The organism is Cnuella takakiae (genome assembly GCF_001953305.1).
In the GTDB taxonomy this organism is placed as follows: domain Bacteria; phylum Bacteroidota; class Bacteroidia; order Chitinophagales; family Chitinophagaceae; genus Flavisolibacter; species Flavisolibacter takakiae.
The window spans coordinates 3,855,458-3,869,996 of sequence record NZ_MTFE01000010.1; the positions used below are offsets into that span (position 1 = coordinate 3,855,458).

Genomic DNA, 14,539 nt, shown 5'->3' on the forward strand with positions numbered 1-14,539 from the left:
TCGCTCCTACCTCCATCGCATCCTCAGTCTTCCAGTGGTGCGGACCTTTCATCATATGGTCCTTGCTTTGTTCAATGGCATCCATAATCTGAGCGAGGATGATTTCTGGTGCCGCTTCATAATTGATATCCAACGGTGGCTTTATAGTTACCGAGAGCTGTGTTCCCTTCTTTTTAAACTTCAAACCTTTCTTGTCGAATGCCCGCCAAAAACCCTGGATAACGATGGGCACGACAACGGGCTTGCAATGTTTGATGATATAGGCTGTTCCTTTCCTGCCAGGAGCATATGCTTTGGTAGTGCCTTGTGGAAAAGTGATGACCCAGTTGCTGCCCAGTGCACGTTCAATATTACGGGTATCGGATGGATCCAGACCGCGGCGCACTTCCTTGCCTTCGGCACGCCAGGTGCGCTTTACCGTTATAGCACCCGCTAGGGTAAACAGCCGGCTGATAAAGGAACTTTTCATGGTTTCTTCAGCGGCTACATAATATACATGGGTGAAAGGATTAAGGAGATAAAGGGGTACGCCAAGCCTGTTGCGCTTGCGCCATTTTACTGCACAGAAAATATGCAGGAAGGTGATGACATCGGCAAAATACGTCTGGTGATTGGAAACATAAAGCACGTTCCTGCGTGGCAGCTTTTCGATGTGCTCCGTTCCGCTGATCTTGAGTTTATTTACCAGTACCAAACCCGGGTAGGTAGCCAATCCAACTACCGCATACACTAGTTTGCGTACCAGTTTAAACTCAGCCAGTTGTTTCCATACGTCCATGCACAAAGCTTTGTTGAAACACTAAAGATAGGGAGGCAGTTTTAAAACCTTAATGCCAAAGGGAAAATGCGCAGTCAAACTAAGCAGATTCCCTTGTAAAGAGCAGTAATAAAACTTTATGCCGGTTCCAAATGCAGCTGGAACACCAGGCTTTTATGCTGGCTTTTAGTAAACATCCAATTTTGCAACACTGCCTTACAGGCTTGTTCCTTTGAGTTTGATGCAACTAAAAGGAATGAGAAAGGGCTTGCGTCGCCAGGACACAACATCAAGACCCTACATAAAAAAAGCACCCCACTTGCGTGGGGTGCTGATAGTATAAAGTGCTTTGCGAAGATTACTTCTGCTCGCCGCCTTTCTGCTCTTGCTGCTGCAGCTTTTCGCGCAGCTGTGCCAGGGCACCCAGGTCGCCGAGGGTAGGCTTCTCAACCTTGCCCTGAATGTTCTTAACCGCTTTCTTGGTCTGCTCTGTGTTGGCACGGGCTTCCTTACGGGCAGCGTCGCGCTCACCGGCAGCAGCTTGTTCCCAGATACGAGCGTGCGATACTACGATGCGCTTCTCGTTACGGTCGAACTCGATCACCATGAACTCTGCAGTCTCATCGGCGCCAACGGTTTTACCATCTTCTTTTGCCAGGTGACGGTTGGGGGCAAAGCCTTCCAGACCGTAGGGCAGTTGTACGATGGCACCTTTGTCGTCCTTACGCAGCACGGTTCCTTCGTGGATAGAACCGATCGCAAATGTATCCTGCAGGCTGTTCCAGGGATCTTCTTCCAGTTGTTTGTGGCCCAGCTGGAGTTTGCGGTTGTCCTTGTCGATACCGAGGATAACTACCTCGATGTTCTGGCCAACTTTGGTGTACTCGCTGGGGTGGTTGAAGCGCTTCAGCCAGCTCAGGTCGGAGATGTGGATCATACCACCGATACCAGGCTCCAGCTCAACAAACACACCGTAAGGAGTGATGTTTTTCACCACACCGTTGTGACGGCTGGTTTCGGGGAACTTGTTCTCGATTGTGTTCCAGGGATCTTCAGACAGTTGCTTAATGGAGAGGCTCATTTTGCGGCTGTCCTTATCCAGGGTCACCACTTTAGCTTCATGCTCATCGTTCAGCTTGAAGAACTCTTTGGCATTGATGGGGGTATTAGCCCAAGTGATCTCAGATACGTGTACCAGACCTTCTACACCAGGCAGAATTTCCAGGAATGCACCGTAATCTTCGATGTTCACTACGCGGCCTTTAACTACAGAACCTTCTGAGATGGTCTCAGGCAGCACATCCCATGGGTGGGGAGTCAGCTGCTTCAGGCCCAGGGAAATGCGACGCTTCTCGTCGTCGAAATCCAGAACCACCACGTTTACTTTCTGGTCCAGCTTCAACACCTCTGAAGGGTGGTTGATGCGGCCCCACGAAATATCGGTGATGTACAGCAGACCGTCGAGGCCGCCGAGGTCCATGAACGCACCGAAGTCGGTGATGTTCTTCACGGTACCTTCCAGTACCTGGCCCTTCTCGAGCTGACCGATGATCTGTGCACGCTGTGCTTCGATATCGCTTTCGATGAGTGCTTTGTGTGATACTACGGCGTTCTTAATGGCTTCGTTGATCTTCACCACTTTGAACTCCATGGTCTTACCTACAAACTGATCGTAGTCGGTAACAGGCTTCACATCGATCTGAGAACCGGGCAGGAAGGTTTCCATGCCAAATACGTCAACGATGAGACCACCCTTGGTTTTGCTGGTAACGGTACCGGTAACGATCTCACCAGATTTGTGGATCTCAACGATACGCTCCCATGCACGGGTGATGCGGGCCTGTTTGCGGCTCAGGTTCAGGTTGCCGGCGCGGTCTTCTTTCTCAATTACCATAACCTCGATCTCATCACCTACTTTCAGGTTCTGGATGTCGCGGAATTCGTTGAGGGAGATCAGGCCATCAGATTTGAAGCCGATGTTCAGCACCACGTCGGTTTTGGTGATACCAACCACCAAACCGGTGATCAGCTCGCCGTCGTTCAGCTGTACAAACGTGTTTTCGTACACTTTGTCGTATTTAACTTTTTCTTCCTGGCTGTAAGAAGCGACATTGCGCTTGTCGATGCTCCAGTCGAAATCGTCGTGAGCGGTTTCAACAACCGGCTCTGCTTGAACTGCTACGGGTGTAGCTTCTGCGGCAGGTGCATTTGTTGTCGCTGTAGCTTCGGCAGCAGGTGCTGCCTGGGGCTCCTGGCCTTCAGCGTTTGGGTTAACAATATTTTCTTCCATAAAAAATCCGGAGGTTTTATTCCGGGCGGCAAAGATAGGGAAAAGAAATACACTCCCTATCCCCCTAAAGGGGGAACTTAGGCCGGAGTACCTGCCTATTTAACAATATGCTAAAAGGTGGGAATGATTAAAAAAAGCCCCTCTACTTTGGAGGGGCGCTGTTTTTAAATCATGTTTGATCTAAGTTCCCCCTTTGGGGGGACAGGGGGTTAAAACGTACTGCCATCCCGCATCCGCACTTTCTTCTTTCCCGCATTCTTCTTTTCAAAATCAATTACCGCCTGCGGCTTGGGAAGGGCTTTTTTTTCTTCCGCTGTCTTTGCTTTGTATTCGGGCTTTTTGCGGGCTGAGGCACCGGTTACATCTATGGGCGCCAGGTCATCGTCTTGTTCAGAAGTGGCTTTGTTACGGGAACTAAAATCCAGTGGCTGGCCATGCTGTTGCAGGTTGTCGAACACATATTCTTCTTTCTTTTCCAGCTTGCCGCTCCAGGGATCGTAATATTTCCAGGTACCATGCTTGAGGGCGGTGCCTTCCAGCTTGATCACCTGCTTCTCCAACACACGGGTAGGGTCGTTAGGGTCCATTACGTCGATGGTATCATAGGGGCTGGTAGGGTCAACGGCCTTCCAGCTTTCCTCGCGTAAAGGATCGCCCATAGGCGTCAGGTACACCGACTTACCGTTTTTATACCCAAACTTGTATTGCTCAATGGCCACCAGGTCGCCTTCTAAAGAAAAGCGCTGCCACTGCCCTTCTTTTTTACCGTTGAGGTAAACACCTTGCTCCTCGTAGCCTTTCTCGCCACGGGTGTCGGGGATTTTTTCCACCCAACGCCCCTGCCGTTTGCCTTTGGCATCTACCCGGTTAAGCGTATCGCCTTTCACACCAATTACATAGGCCTTGGTTTGGGCAATACCCGTGTAAGTAAAGAGCACCAATAATAAAGTCAGTAGTCGCATAATTTTCTTTTTTCAGGTAAACCGCAATATTGGATAGAAGCCACTGTGCTCCTTATTTTCTTTGGACCTTTGTGGTTCAATCACTTACCCTACCTTAGAAACGAAATTTCACATGAGATATGATTTCAAAACTACATAAAGCCCTACTCACCTGCTCGGTGGTGGCTGTTAGCCTTTTGTCAAAAGCCCAGGTGCGGCCCACACCCGCTGCCGAAAGGCTCAAAGGACTGGAACAGCGCCAATTGTTGGAGCAACGCTCTACCCTCAACCACAATGCTTTTCGAAACATCGGGCCAACCGTAATGAGCGGCCGGGTTGTGGACGTAGAAGTTAATGAACAGGACCCCACCGAATTTTACGTGGCCTATGCCACCGGCGGCCTGTGGCACAGTACCAACAACGGCCAGAGCCTCACCCCTATTTTCGACAGCCTCGATGTGATGACCATTGGCGACATTGCCGTAGATTGGAAAACCCGCACCCTCTGGGTGGGCACGGGCGAGGTAAACAGCAGCCGCTCCACCTATGCCGGCTTGGGTGTATACAAAAGCACCAACAACGGTAAACAATGGCAATACCTGGGCCTGCCCGAATCGCACCACATCGGCAAAATTCAACTGCACCCCACCGACCCCAACACCGCCTGGGTAGCAGCAATGGGACACCTGTATTCGCCCAATAAAGAGCGGGGGGTGTACAAGACCACGGATGGTGGCAAAACCTGGAAGCAAACCCTTTATGTGGACGACAATACCGGAGTGGTGGAATTGGACATCAATCCTAAAAACCCTAACGAACTGTATGCCGCAGCCTGGTACCGCACCCGGCGTGCCTGGGCTTTTGAGCCTGCAGGCGCCACCAGTGGTATTTACAAAAGCACCGATGGCGGCAACACCTGGAGCTTGATTACGAAAGCAGGTTCAGGTTTTCCCATAGGCAATGTGGTTGGCCGCATTGGTTTGGCCGTTTACCCCAAAAACCCACAGGTGGTTTATGCTGTTGTAGACAACCAGCAGCCTCGCCCCGATACCGCTAAAAGGGATACCGGTAAATATGTACTGAACGATTTCAAGGGATTAAATGCAGTGCAGTTTGCAGCCCTAAACACCGCCCGGATGGATACATTTTTGAAGCAGTACCGCTTGCTGGGCCGCTACAACGGCGCACAAATAAAAGCAGATGTTGCTTCGGGTAAATTAAAACCAACGGTGCTGTACGACTACCTCTATGTAAACGATGGTTTCCAGGGTGCACCTGCCGGGGCCGAAGTATACCGCAGCGATGATGGCGGCCGCAGCTGGCGTAAAACGCACAGCAAGCACCTGAACATGTTCAGCACCTATGGTTACTACTTTGGAAAGATCTATGTATCGCCCTCCAACGACCAGAAGGTGGTGATACCGGCTTATACCATGGAGTATTCCGAAGACGGCGGCAAAACCTTTAAGCGCATGGACAAGGCCAATGTACATGCCGACCACCATGCCGCATGGATCAATCCCAAACGGGACAGCCATATGTTCAGTGGCAACGATGGCGGGCTGAACATCACCTATGACAACGGCAAAAGCTGGTTTAAAGCCAACACGCCACCGCTTGGCCAGTTTTACGCCATCACCGTTGACAATGCCAAGCCCTACAATGTATATGGCGGCTTGCAGGACAATGGTGTGTGGTGGGGCCCTTCAACTTATGCTTTTGGCACGGGCTGGCACCAGGGCGGAAGCTATCCATATAAAAGCATCGTGGGTGGCGATGGCATGCAGGTGCAGGTAGATACCACCGACAACAATACCGTTTATACAGGTTCACAGTTTGGCAGCTATAGCCGGCTGCACAAGCTGTATCCTCGGCCTGCAAAAAGTGTGAAGCCCCTGCACCAGCTGGGTGAACTGCCCATGCGGTTCAACTGGCAAACACCCATCCTGCTCAGCAGCCACAACCCACAGGTATTTTATATTGGCTCCAATAAACTGTACCGCTCTTTCAACCGGGGCGATTCGCTGCAGGCACTTGGCGGCGATCTCACCAATGGCAGCAAAGAGGGCAATGTGCCCTATGCCACGCTGACCACCATTGCCGAATCGCCCCTTCGGTTTGGACTGCTGTATACCGGCTCCGATGATGGATTGATCCATGTTTCCAAGGACGGTGGTTACAGCTGGACCAATATCAGCAAGCCGGTTGATAAAAAGGCAACTGCCCTGCCTCATGGTTTATGGGTGAGCCGCGTTACTGCCTCGCAGTACAAAGAGCCTCGGGTGTATGCAACACTAAACGGCTACCGGAATGATGATTTCCGTCCCTACCTCTATGTCAGTGAAGACTATGGCGCTACCTGGAAGCAACTGGGACAAGATCTGCCGGCGGAACCCATCAACGTTGTACGCGAAGACCCTACTGATGAAAACACTTTGTATGTAGGTACCGACGGCGGCTTATACGTCAGCAAAGACCGAGGTCAAAGTTTTATGATGTGGAATGCAGGTTTGCCTAAATCCATTCCCGTGCATGATATTGCCATTCAGAAGCGTGAAAATGAAATTGTGCTGGGCACCCATGGCCGCAGCCTCTATGTGGCTAAACTGAATGTGCCGGTAGGGCAAAAAAAGGAAGAAAAGAAAACAGAGGAAGCAGAGGATGAAGAAGCCCGTGAAGAGGAAATTGATTAAATAAACCTATAAAGTTTTAAAACCTATAAGGTCTTAAAGACCTTATAGGTTTACCAGGCACACCTCACAGGTTTTGAAAACCTGTGAGGTGTTTTATTTTAAAAAACTTTAAAACGCTCAAAGCAAGCCTTTTCCAAAGCTTCACGATCATCGGGGTGGGAAATGCTGATCAGGGCTTTGGCACGCTGCCTTAGATTTTTTCCAAACAGGTAAGCAATACCATACTCCGTAACCACGTAATGAATATGTCCACGGGTGGTAACCACGCCTGCCCCGGGCTTTAAAATGGGTGTAATACGCGCCACGCCTTTAGCCGTACGGCTGGGTAAAGCGATAATGGGTTTGCCACCTTCACTCAGGGCTGCACCCCGCATAAAGTCCATTTGCCCACCGATACCGCTGTACTGGTAGGTGCCAATGCTGTCGGCGCATACCTGGCCGGTGATATCAATTTCTACGGCGCTGTTGATGGCTACTACACGAGGGTTGCGGCGGATGACATGCGGGTCGTTTACATAATCGATATCAAGGAAGTGGAAAGACGGATTATCATCCACATAATCGTACAGGCGGCGGGTGCCCAGGGCAAAGGATGTAACGGTTTTATTCGGATGGATGCGTTTGTACTTGTTGTTGATCACATCGCGTTCTACCAAATCAATAATCCCATCGGAGCACATTTCGGTATGCACGCCCAGGTCTTTATGGTTGACCAGGCATTTGAGTACCGCATTGGGAATGGAGCCAATCCCCATTTGTATGGTTGCGCGGTCTTCCACCAGGCTGGCAACATTCGCCCCGATCTTCAAATCAATGTCACTTTCCTTAGCACTGAAATCGGCTGTATGCAAAGCATCCTCGCAGTACACCATGGCATGAAAACGACTGCTGTGGATCAGCCCATCGCCATGGGTACGGGGTACATTGGGGTTGACAAGGGCGATAACATGCTGGGCAGTGTTTACCGCCGAGCGGGCAATATCAACAGAAAGGCCCAAAGTGCAGTAACCATGCGCATCGGGTGGGGATACATGCACCAAGGCTACATCAATGGGCATGACGCCACCGGTAAACAGGTTGGGAATATCGCTGAGAAAAACAGGTACAAAATCGCCCCGGCCTTCGTTCACCGCCTGCCGCACCGATCCGGAAACAAAAAGAGAGTTGATGTGAAAATTTTCCACCAGTTCGGGTCTGTCAATATGCACATCGCCGTACACGGTGATGGAAACGACTTCCACATTCCGCAGGCGGTTGGCCTGTGCAGCCAGTGCTTTCAGTAAAAAAGTAGGCGTTTGGGCACTGCCCTGCACAAATACACGTTGCCCGGACTGGATAATGGATAAAGCCTCCTCGGCCGACTGGTACTGAACGGGAATCTTCATATGCGGATAAATTGGGTGCAAAGAGAACCTTTCTGCAAAAATCAGGCACTGACCAACATTACAGTTCTGCCTAATTGTTGTCACCTTTGCCACGGTAATGTTTTTGAAGACAGGATTGAGGTACCGCACATGAAACAAACAACTAAAGAGCTACGCTCCTTTTTTTCAAGCCAGTCATTTTCCGATGGGCTACGCATCACCATATCGGTATTGCTGCCTGCACTCATCGGCTCCTTTATGGGTAATATACACATGGGTATGTTGTTTTCGCTGGGTGCGCTGTGTGTAAGCCTTGCCGATACGCCCGGTGCTATCATCAACCGCACCAATACCATGATGTTTTGCCTGGCCTTTGTGCTGGCAACGGCCCTGGTAACCGAATGGGCACGCACCAATCTCCTGATCATGGGTGTACTGGTGGTGGTGCTTAGCTTTTTCTTTTCCCTCTTCCTGGTGTATGGCCTCCGAGGCGCATCGGTAGGCAATGCGGCCCTATTGGTGATGGTGCTGAGTATGGACCAGGAGCCACTGCCGCAGGGCTTTGGTGCACAGGCCCTCTTTATTTTTTGTGGCGGACTTTGGTATGGCTTTATCAGCCTGCTCGACTACCGCATAGCGCCCTTCCGCCCTGCGCAACGCAGCCTCGGTGAGTGTATCCGCGAACTGGCCGACTACCTCCGCATCAAGGCTAACTTCTACGACAGCAAGCACCAGTTGGAAGACAATTTCAACAAGCTGATGGCCCGGCAAATAGTGGTGAGTGAAAAGCAGGATGCAGTGCGTGAAGTACTGTTTAAAACGCGGCAGATTGTAAAAGACCCCTCGCAACAGGGCAGGCGCTTACTGCTGGCATTTACCGATGTGGTAGACCTGTTTGAAGAGATTACCGCCACTTACCTCGATTACAATTATCTGCGCCGGGAATTCGGTCATACCCGCATCCTCGACCAGATTGCCGACCTGGCCCGCAATATGGCAGCCGAACTGGATGCTATGGGTGTAGCCATACAGTCTAACCAAAAGTTTGTTCCCAGGCTTAACCCCGACCAGGCCATCATTCAACTGAAAGCCGATGTAGATGCATTGGCTACGGACAAGGGCGATGTGTTGATCTTGAAGAAACTGCTGGTGAATATCAGGCGCATGCTGCAAAGACTCCAGGACCTCCGCCTTTATTTTGAATCCGGCGAACCCCGCGAACACAAGCAAGTTTTGCCTTATGACCGCTTTGTTGCCCACCAAAGCCTTGACCCAAGATTGCTGCTGGACAACCTTAACCTGCAATCGGCCGTTTTCCGCCATTCTTTAAGGGTAGCTATTGCCGCGTTGGTAGGTTTTGCTGTTTCTAAATTCATTGCCCAAGGTCACCACAGCTACTGGATCCTGATGACCATCATTTTCATGTTGAAGCCTTCGTTCAGCCTTACCCGCCAACGCAATATTGAAAGGATAGCGGGCACTTTGGCTGGTGGGGTTATAGGTATTGTATTGCTTTTGTTGATACCCAACAAACAGGTGCTGTTTGGGCTCCTGGTTTTATTTATGCTGGGCACCTATAGTTTTATGCGCACCCGCTATTTATTGTCGGTGATTTTCATGACGCCCTTTATCCTGATTCTCTTCAGCTTCCTGGGTATTGGCTTTATGGCACTGTTGCAGGAGCGGGTGATTGATACCCTGGTGGGTTGCATTATTGCTTTGCTGGCGGGCTATATTTTGTTGCCCAACTGGGAATCCGAGCAGCTTTCTAATTTTCTACGCGACATGCTTAAAGCCAACAGCAATTACCTGTTTCGACTGGCAGAAATGCTGTCAGGAAAAACAGTGAGCATTACCGATTACAAACTGGCCAGAAAAGAAGTGTATGTATCATCGGCCAACCTGTCGGCAGCCTTTCAGCGCATGTTGTCGGAGCCACGACGCAAACAGGTTGACCGATCAGCGGTTCAGCAATTTGTGGTATTAAACCATATCCTTTTTTCCAACACGGCTACCCTTGCTTCGGGATTGATCCATCAACCTCCACGTCCCTACCCTGCCGAACTGAACCGCAACATCCGCAAGATCATCAATACCCTGTGTACGGCGCTTGCGCAAATGAACTGTCCCTGCAAGACTGAGGCCCTGGAGGCTCTTGGAACCACCAGTGGCGACGTGCAAACAGCACTATCTAGGGACGAAACCCTGATGAAAGAACAGCTTGAATTTATGTACCGGTTGAGTGAGGATATTGTAAAAGCGGCCAAAAAAGGCAAGTGATTTTTGATTTCGTTTTGCCCTTGTCTATAGAAGTTCCTTCTTTAACCTGAAATGGCCATTAAAGATTTGGAAGCATGATAGCTTAGCCCAGGATTATCTACGTAAAAGCCATTCCACTGCAAGCTCATAGCCTTTTAATCCCAGGCCGATGATGCTGCCTGCCGCTTTTGCAGAAACATGCGACAGCTTTCGGAATTCCTCCCGGGCATGTACATTCGATATATGCACTTCAACAACAGGTGTGGTGATGGCTGCTATGGCATCGCCAATAGCAACCGATGTATGCGTATAGCCGCCGGGATTCATAATGATGCCATCAAAGGAAAAACCTACGCCTTGTAATTCGTTGATCAGTTCACCTTCTACATTGCTTTGAAAATACCGGAATCTTACCTGGGGATAGCGCTGCTGCAATTGCTGATAGTATTCTTCAAAAGTTTGGCTGCCGTAAACACCGGGCTCGCGTTTTCCAAGCAGGTTGAGGTTGGGGCCGTTGATGATGGCGATGTTCATGGATGCAGAGATACGATTTTTTGCAGTACAGCTAACAGGTGGCTCACTACTGTCCCGTACATACTATTGTTCGGTTTTCATCTGCCCTTGCCGCCATTCCTCCTCCAGCAGGCTATACCACATCAGGCTGATAAACTTACCCTTTTTGTACTCGCATTCCCGTTGCATGCCTTCATAGTGGAAGCCGGCAAAACGCAACACCTTGTTGCTGGCATCATTGCCTACTTCTACGCTGGCAGCCACCCGGTGCATCATTTTATCCCTGAATAAATGATGTAAGAATACGGGCATCACTTCACGAAGGATACCTTGCTTCCAGTATCGGGGTAAGAGCCAGTAACCGATTTCGGTACAGCGGTGTTGCGGTTGGTAGTTGTTCATGCCTATGGCTCCTACCCTTACCTGTTGATCTTTGCTGATGATCTTCCACCATTTCCCCGACTGTTCCCTGGTAATTTGTTCAAACCATTCCATTTGCAGTCTGGCAGCTTCATAAGTATGGAACTGCACACCATAATACCGGATCACATCGGGATGGCTCAGGCCTTCAAAAACAAAGTCCTGGTCGGAAGCGGTAAAGGGTTCTATGGAAAAGCGATGGGTGTCCAAACCAAAACCTTTTCAGAAAGATAAAAAGCCCCAATTACTTCTTTCAGTTGGATGCGTTCTATCTATTGTAAGGGCAAAAGTAAGGACACAAAAAAGCAGCAGGGTTTTCCTGCTGCTTTTTAAAATTTATGCTTTGTTAGGCTACATGTTCTTTGATCATAGCTACAAACTCATCGAAGAGGTAGCGGCTATCGTGCGGGCCCGGGGTTGCTTCGGGATGGTACTGCACCGAGAACGCAGGCTTGCCTTTCACACGGATACCTTCGATGGAATTGTCGTTGAGGTTTACGTGGGTGATCTCGATGTGTTCCGCATTGCGTACCGCTTCGGGATCCACGCCAAAACCATGGTTCTGGGTAGTGATCTCGCACTTGCCGGTCAGCAGGTTTTTCACCGGGTGGTTCATACCGCGGTGGCCATGGTGCATTTTAAAAGTAGGGATATCGTTGGCCAGTGCCAGCAGTTGGTGACCGAGGCAAATACCAAAGGTGGGCTTCTCTTCCTGCAGCACCTGCTTTACTGTTTCCACGGCATAGGGCATTGCTGCCGGGTCGCCGGGACCATTGGAAATAAAATAACCAGCAGGGCTAAAAGCCTTCAGTTCTTCCAAAGGGGTTTTGGCGGGAAACACTTTTACAAGAGCGCCACGCTCCACCATACAGTTGAGAATATTGCGCTTGGTGCCAAAATCGAGTACCGCAATGCGGATGGGTGAAGCAGGATCGCCCAACTCGTAAGGCACTTGGGTGCTCACGATGGAAGCAAGCTCCAGGCCAGCCATGCTGGGTACTTCAGCAAGCTTGGCTTTAAGCACTTCGGCATCCAAGATTTCGGAAGAGATCAGGCAGTTAAGGGCGCCTTCTTCCCGTACTTTGGTAACCAGGGCACGGGTATCCACGCCTTCAATGGCAACAATGTTTTGCGCTTTCAGATATTCATCGAGCGAACCTTTGGCCAGCTTGCGGGAGTAGAGCTCCTCAAGGTTGCGGCCAATCAGCCCTTTGATCTTCACACTCTCCGACTCCACATCATCTTCCTTCACGCCGTAGTTGCCGATGTGTACGCTGTTCATGATCAGCACCTGGCCGTAATACGAAGGATCGGTAAATACTTCCTGGTAGCCGGTCATGCCGGTGTTGAAGCACAGTTCGCCGCCGGTGGTACCCACCGCGCCAAAGGCCTTGCCTTCGTAAACAGAACCGTCTTCCAAAACTAAGAGGGCTTTCTTTTGTTCGCTCATTTTAAAAACAAATTGCGCAAAAGTAAGGGTATTAAACGTAACAGGTCTCAAAGACCTGTTACGTTTAATAAAAAAAGGCGAAATGCTTTCGCATCTCGCCTTTCTATGAATTAACCTCGAAAACTTAAGAGGGTTGTTGCTCTGTAGCTTCGGGTGCATCGGCTGCAGGAGTTTCAGCAGCAGGTGCAGCAGGTGCTTCGGCAGTTGCATCTGTGGCCTTCTTGCGGGCACCACCAGCACGGCGGGTACGCTTGGCGGGCTCAGCTTGTGCCTCTGCTTTCTTACCATAGATCTCGTTGAAGTCTACCAGCTCGATCAAGGCTTGCTCGGCGTTGTCACCAGGGCGGGTACCCAGTTTCAGGATGCGGGTGTAACCACCGGGACGGTCAGCGATTTTGGCGCTGATTACATCGAACAGTTCGGTTACAGCAAACTTGTCCTGCAGGTGGCTGAACACGATACGACGCTGGTGCGTGGTATTTTGCTTGCTTTTGGTGATCAGGGGCTCAACATAAGTACGCAGGGCTTTAGCTTTAGCCTGGGTAGTTACGATGCGCTTGTGTGTGATCAGGGCAATAGCGAGGTTGCTCAGCAGGGCTTCGCGGTGGGCCTTCTTACGACCCAGGTTGTTGATTTTGTCTCCGTGACGCATGACGTGTGTAGTTTATGAGTTGCACCGTGTCAAGGAATGCAACCCGTGTGATTAATAAGCCAATGTGATAATTAGCTAATGTGCTAAGTAGAACCGGGTGGTTTTCATTAGCACATTAGCTCATTGGCTAATTAGCTAATTTCTAGAAATCATCCTTATCCACTCCCAGCTTGCTCAGGTCCATACCGAAGTGCAGACCACGCTCGTTGAGTACCTGCTCGATTTCGCTCAGCGACTTCTGTCCGAAGTTGCGGAACTTCATCAGGTCTTCCTGCTCGTACTGTACCAGCTCGCTCAGCGAGTTGATCTTAGCGGCTTTTAGGCAGTTGAAGGCGCGAACAGAAAGATCGAGGTCTTCGAGGGGGGTCTTCAGCACCTTGCGGAGCTGCAGGGTTTGCTCGTCAACGATGTCTTCTTTCTTCTCTTCTTTATTGTCGAAGGTGATGTTCTCGTCGGTGATGATCATCAGGTGCTGGATCAGGATCCGGCTGGCCTGCTTCACAGCTTCCTCGGGATGAATGGTACCGTCGGTAGCTACGTCCATTACGAGTTTCTCGTAGTCGGTGCGCTGCTCCACACGGGTATTCTCGATGCTGTATTTCACGTTTTTAATGGGCGTGTAAATAGCATCTACAGGGATATAACCTACAGGGGCATCCTTGGGTTTGTTCTCTTCAGCGGGCACATAACCACGGCCTTTGCCAACGGTCAGTTCGATATCCAGCTTTACAGAGTTGTCCAGGGTGCAGATCAGCAGCTCGGGGTTCATCACCTCGAAGGTTTGGGTACCGTCGCCGATCATACCTGCGGTAAATTCAGTTTTGTTTTTGATGCTCAGCATGATGCGCTCGTTCTGAACATCGTGGTCAACCACTTTCTTCAGGCGTACCTGCTTGATGTTGAGGAGGATTTCCACAACATCTTCCGAAACACCGTGCATGGTTGCAAACTCGTGGTCTACACCTTCGATCTTAACACCGGTGATGGCGTATCCTTCCAGTGAGTTGAGCAGCACACGGCGTAGCGCGTTACCGATGGTAACACCGTAGCCGGGCTCCAGGGGACGGAATTCGAATTGTGCTTCGAAATCGGATACCTTCTGAAGAACGATCTTGTCGGGTTTCTGAAAATTCAAAATAGCCATATAGACTTCTTGTTTTTTGCTTTAAAGGGTTAGTTACCGTGTTGGTCGTCAAAAGT

11 protein-coding genes are annotated in these 14,539 nt (G+C 50.2%); 2 read left to right on the top strand and 9 right to left on the bottom strand.

Annotation, left to right across the window (positions count from 1 at the left end; translation table 11 throughout):
• The 3 genes from BUE76_RS16580 to BUE76_RS16590 all read right to left on the bottom strand — a co-directional run.
• The coding region (locus tag BUE76_RS16580; protein WP_076026765.1) for a lysophospholipid acyltransferase family protein at window positions 1-778 on the bottom strand (778 nt) is incomplete at its 3' end.
• 337 nt (window positions 779-1,115) lie between these two features.
• Window positions 1,116-3,047 (bottom strand): 30S ribosomal protein S1, encoded by a 1,932-nt coding sequence (gene rpsA, locus BUE76_RS16585; protein WP_073042884.1) that lies wholly within the window; start codon window positions 3,045-3,047, stop codon window positions 1,116-1,118.
• Window positions 3,048-3,256: 209 nt separating this feature from the next.
• A complete protein-coding gene (locus tag BUE76_RS16590) occupies window positions 3,257-4,009 on the bottom strand; it encodes a toxin-antitoxin system YwqK family antitoxin (RefSeq protein ID WP_143157291.1) in 753 nt (250 codons plus the stop codon).
• Between the two features lie 119 nt (window positions 4,010-4,128).
• Between BUE76_RS16590 and BUE76_RS16595 the strand changes: the two genes are divergently transcribed.
• Complete coding sequence (locus tag BUE76_RS16595; protein ID WP_073042888.1) at window positions 4,129-6,681, top strand: WD40/YVTN/BNR-like repeat-containing protein; 2,553 nt, start codon at window positions 4,129-4,131, stop codon at window positions 6,679-6,681.
• A 98-nt stretch (window positions 6,682-6,779) separates the two neighbouring features.
• Here the strand turns inward: BUE76_RS16595 and BUE76_RS16600 are convergent, their stop codons facing one another.
• The gene (locus BUE76_RS16600) at window positions 6,780-8,066 is read right to left on the bottom strand and encodes an acetyl-CoA hydrolase/transferase family protein (RefSeq protein WP_073043152.1); all 1,287 of its coding nucleotides are present in this window, start codon (window positions 8,064-8,066) and stop codon (window positions 6,780-6,782) included.
• A 129-nt stretch (window positions 8,067-8,195) separates the two neighbouring features.
• Between BUE76_RS16600 and BUE76_RS16605 the strand changes: the two genes are divergently transcribed.
• The gene (locus BUE76_RS16605; RefSeq protein ID WP_073042890.1) at window positions 8,196-10,325 is read left to right on the top strand and encodes an FUSC family membrane protein; all 2,130 of its coding nucleotides are present in this window, start codon (window positions 8,196-8,198) and stop codon (window positions 10,323-10,325) included.
• A gap of 93 nt (window positions 10,326-10,418) precedes the next feature.
• Here BUE76_RS16605 and aroQ read toward each other — a convergent pair whose 3' ends face one another.
• The 5 genes from aroQ to BUE76_RS16630 all read right to left on the bottom strand — a co-directional run bounded on the left by aroQ (window position 10,419) and on the right by BUE76_RS16630 (window position 14,483).
• Window positions 10,419-10,838: a type II 3-dehydroquinate dehydratase gene (aroQ, locus tag BUE76_RS16610; RefSeq protein ID WP_073042891.1), complete on the bottom strand. Its 420-nt coding sequence runs from the start codon at window positions 10,836-10,838 to the stop codon at window positions 10,419-10,421.
• 63 nt (window positions 10,839-10,901) lie between these two features.
• Window positions 10,902-11,447, bottom strand: a complete 546-nt coding sequence (locus tag BUE76_RS16615; protein WP_073042893.1) for a GNAT family N-acetyltransferase — start codon at window positions 11,445-11,447, stop codon at window positions 10,902-10,904.
• Window positions 11,448-11,583: 136 nt separating this feature from the next.
• On the bottom strand, window positions 11,584-12,687 hold the full coding sequence (gene carA / locus BUE76_RS16620; protein ID WP_073042895.1) for a glutamine-hydrolyzing carbamoyl-phosphate synthase small subunit: 1,104 nt from the start codon (window positions 12,685-12,687) through the stop codon (window positions 11,584-11,586).
• A gap of 124 nt (window positions 12,688-12,811) precedes the next feature.
• Complete coding sequence (gene rplQ, locus BUE76_RS16625) at window positions 12,812-13,339, bottom strand: 50S ribosomal protein L17 (RefSeq protein WP_073042897.1); 528 nt, start codon at window positions 13,337-13,339, stop codon at window positions 12,812-12,814.
• Between the two features lie 142 nt (window positions 13,340-13,481).
• Window positions 13,482-14,483, bottom strand: coding sequence for a DNA-directed RNA polymerase subunit alpha (locus tag BUE76_RS16630; RefSeq protein WP_073042899.1), 1,002 nt, complete (start codon window positions 14,481-14,483; stop codon window positions 13,482-13,484).
• Between the last annotated feature and the right edge of the window lie 56 nt (window positions 14,484-14,539).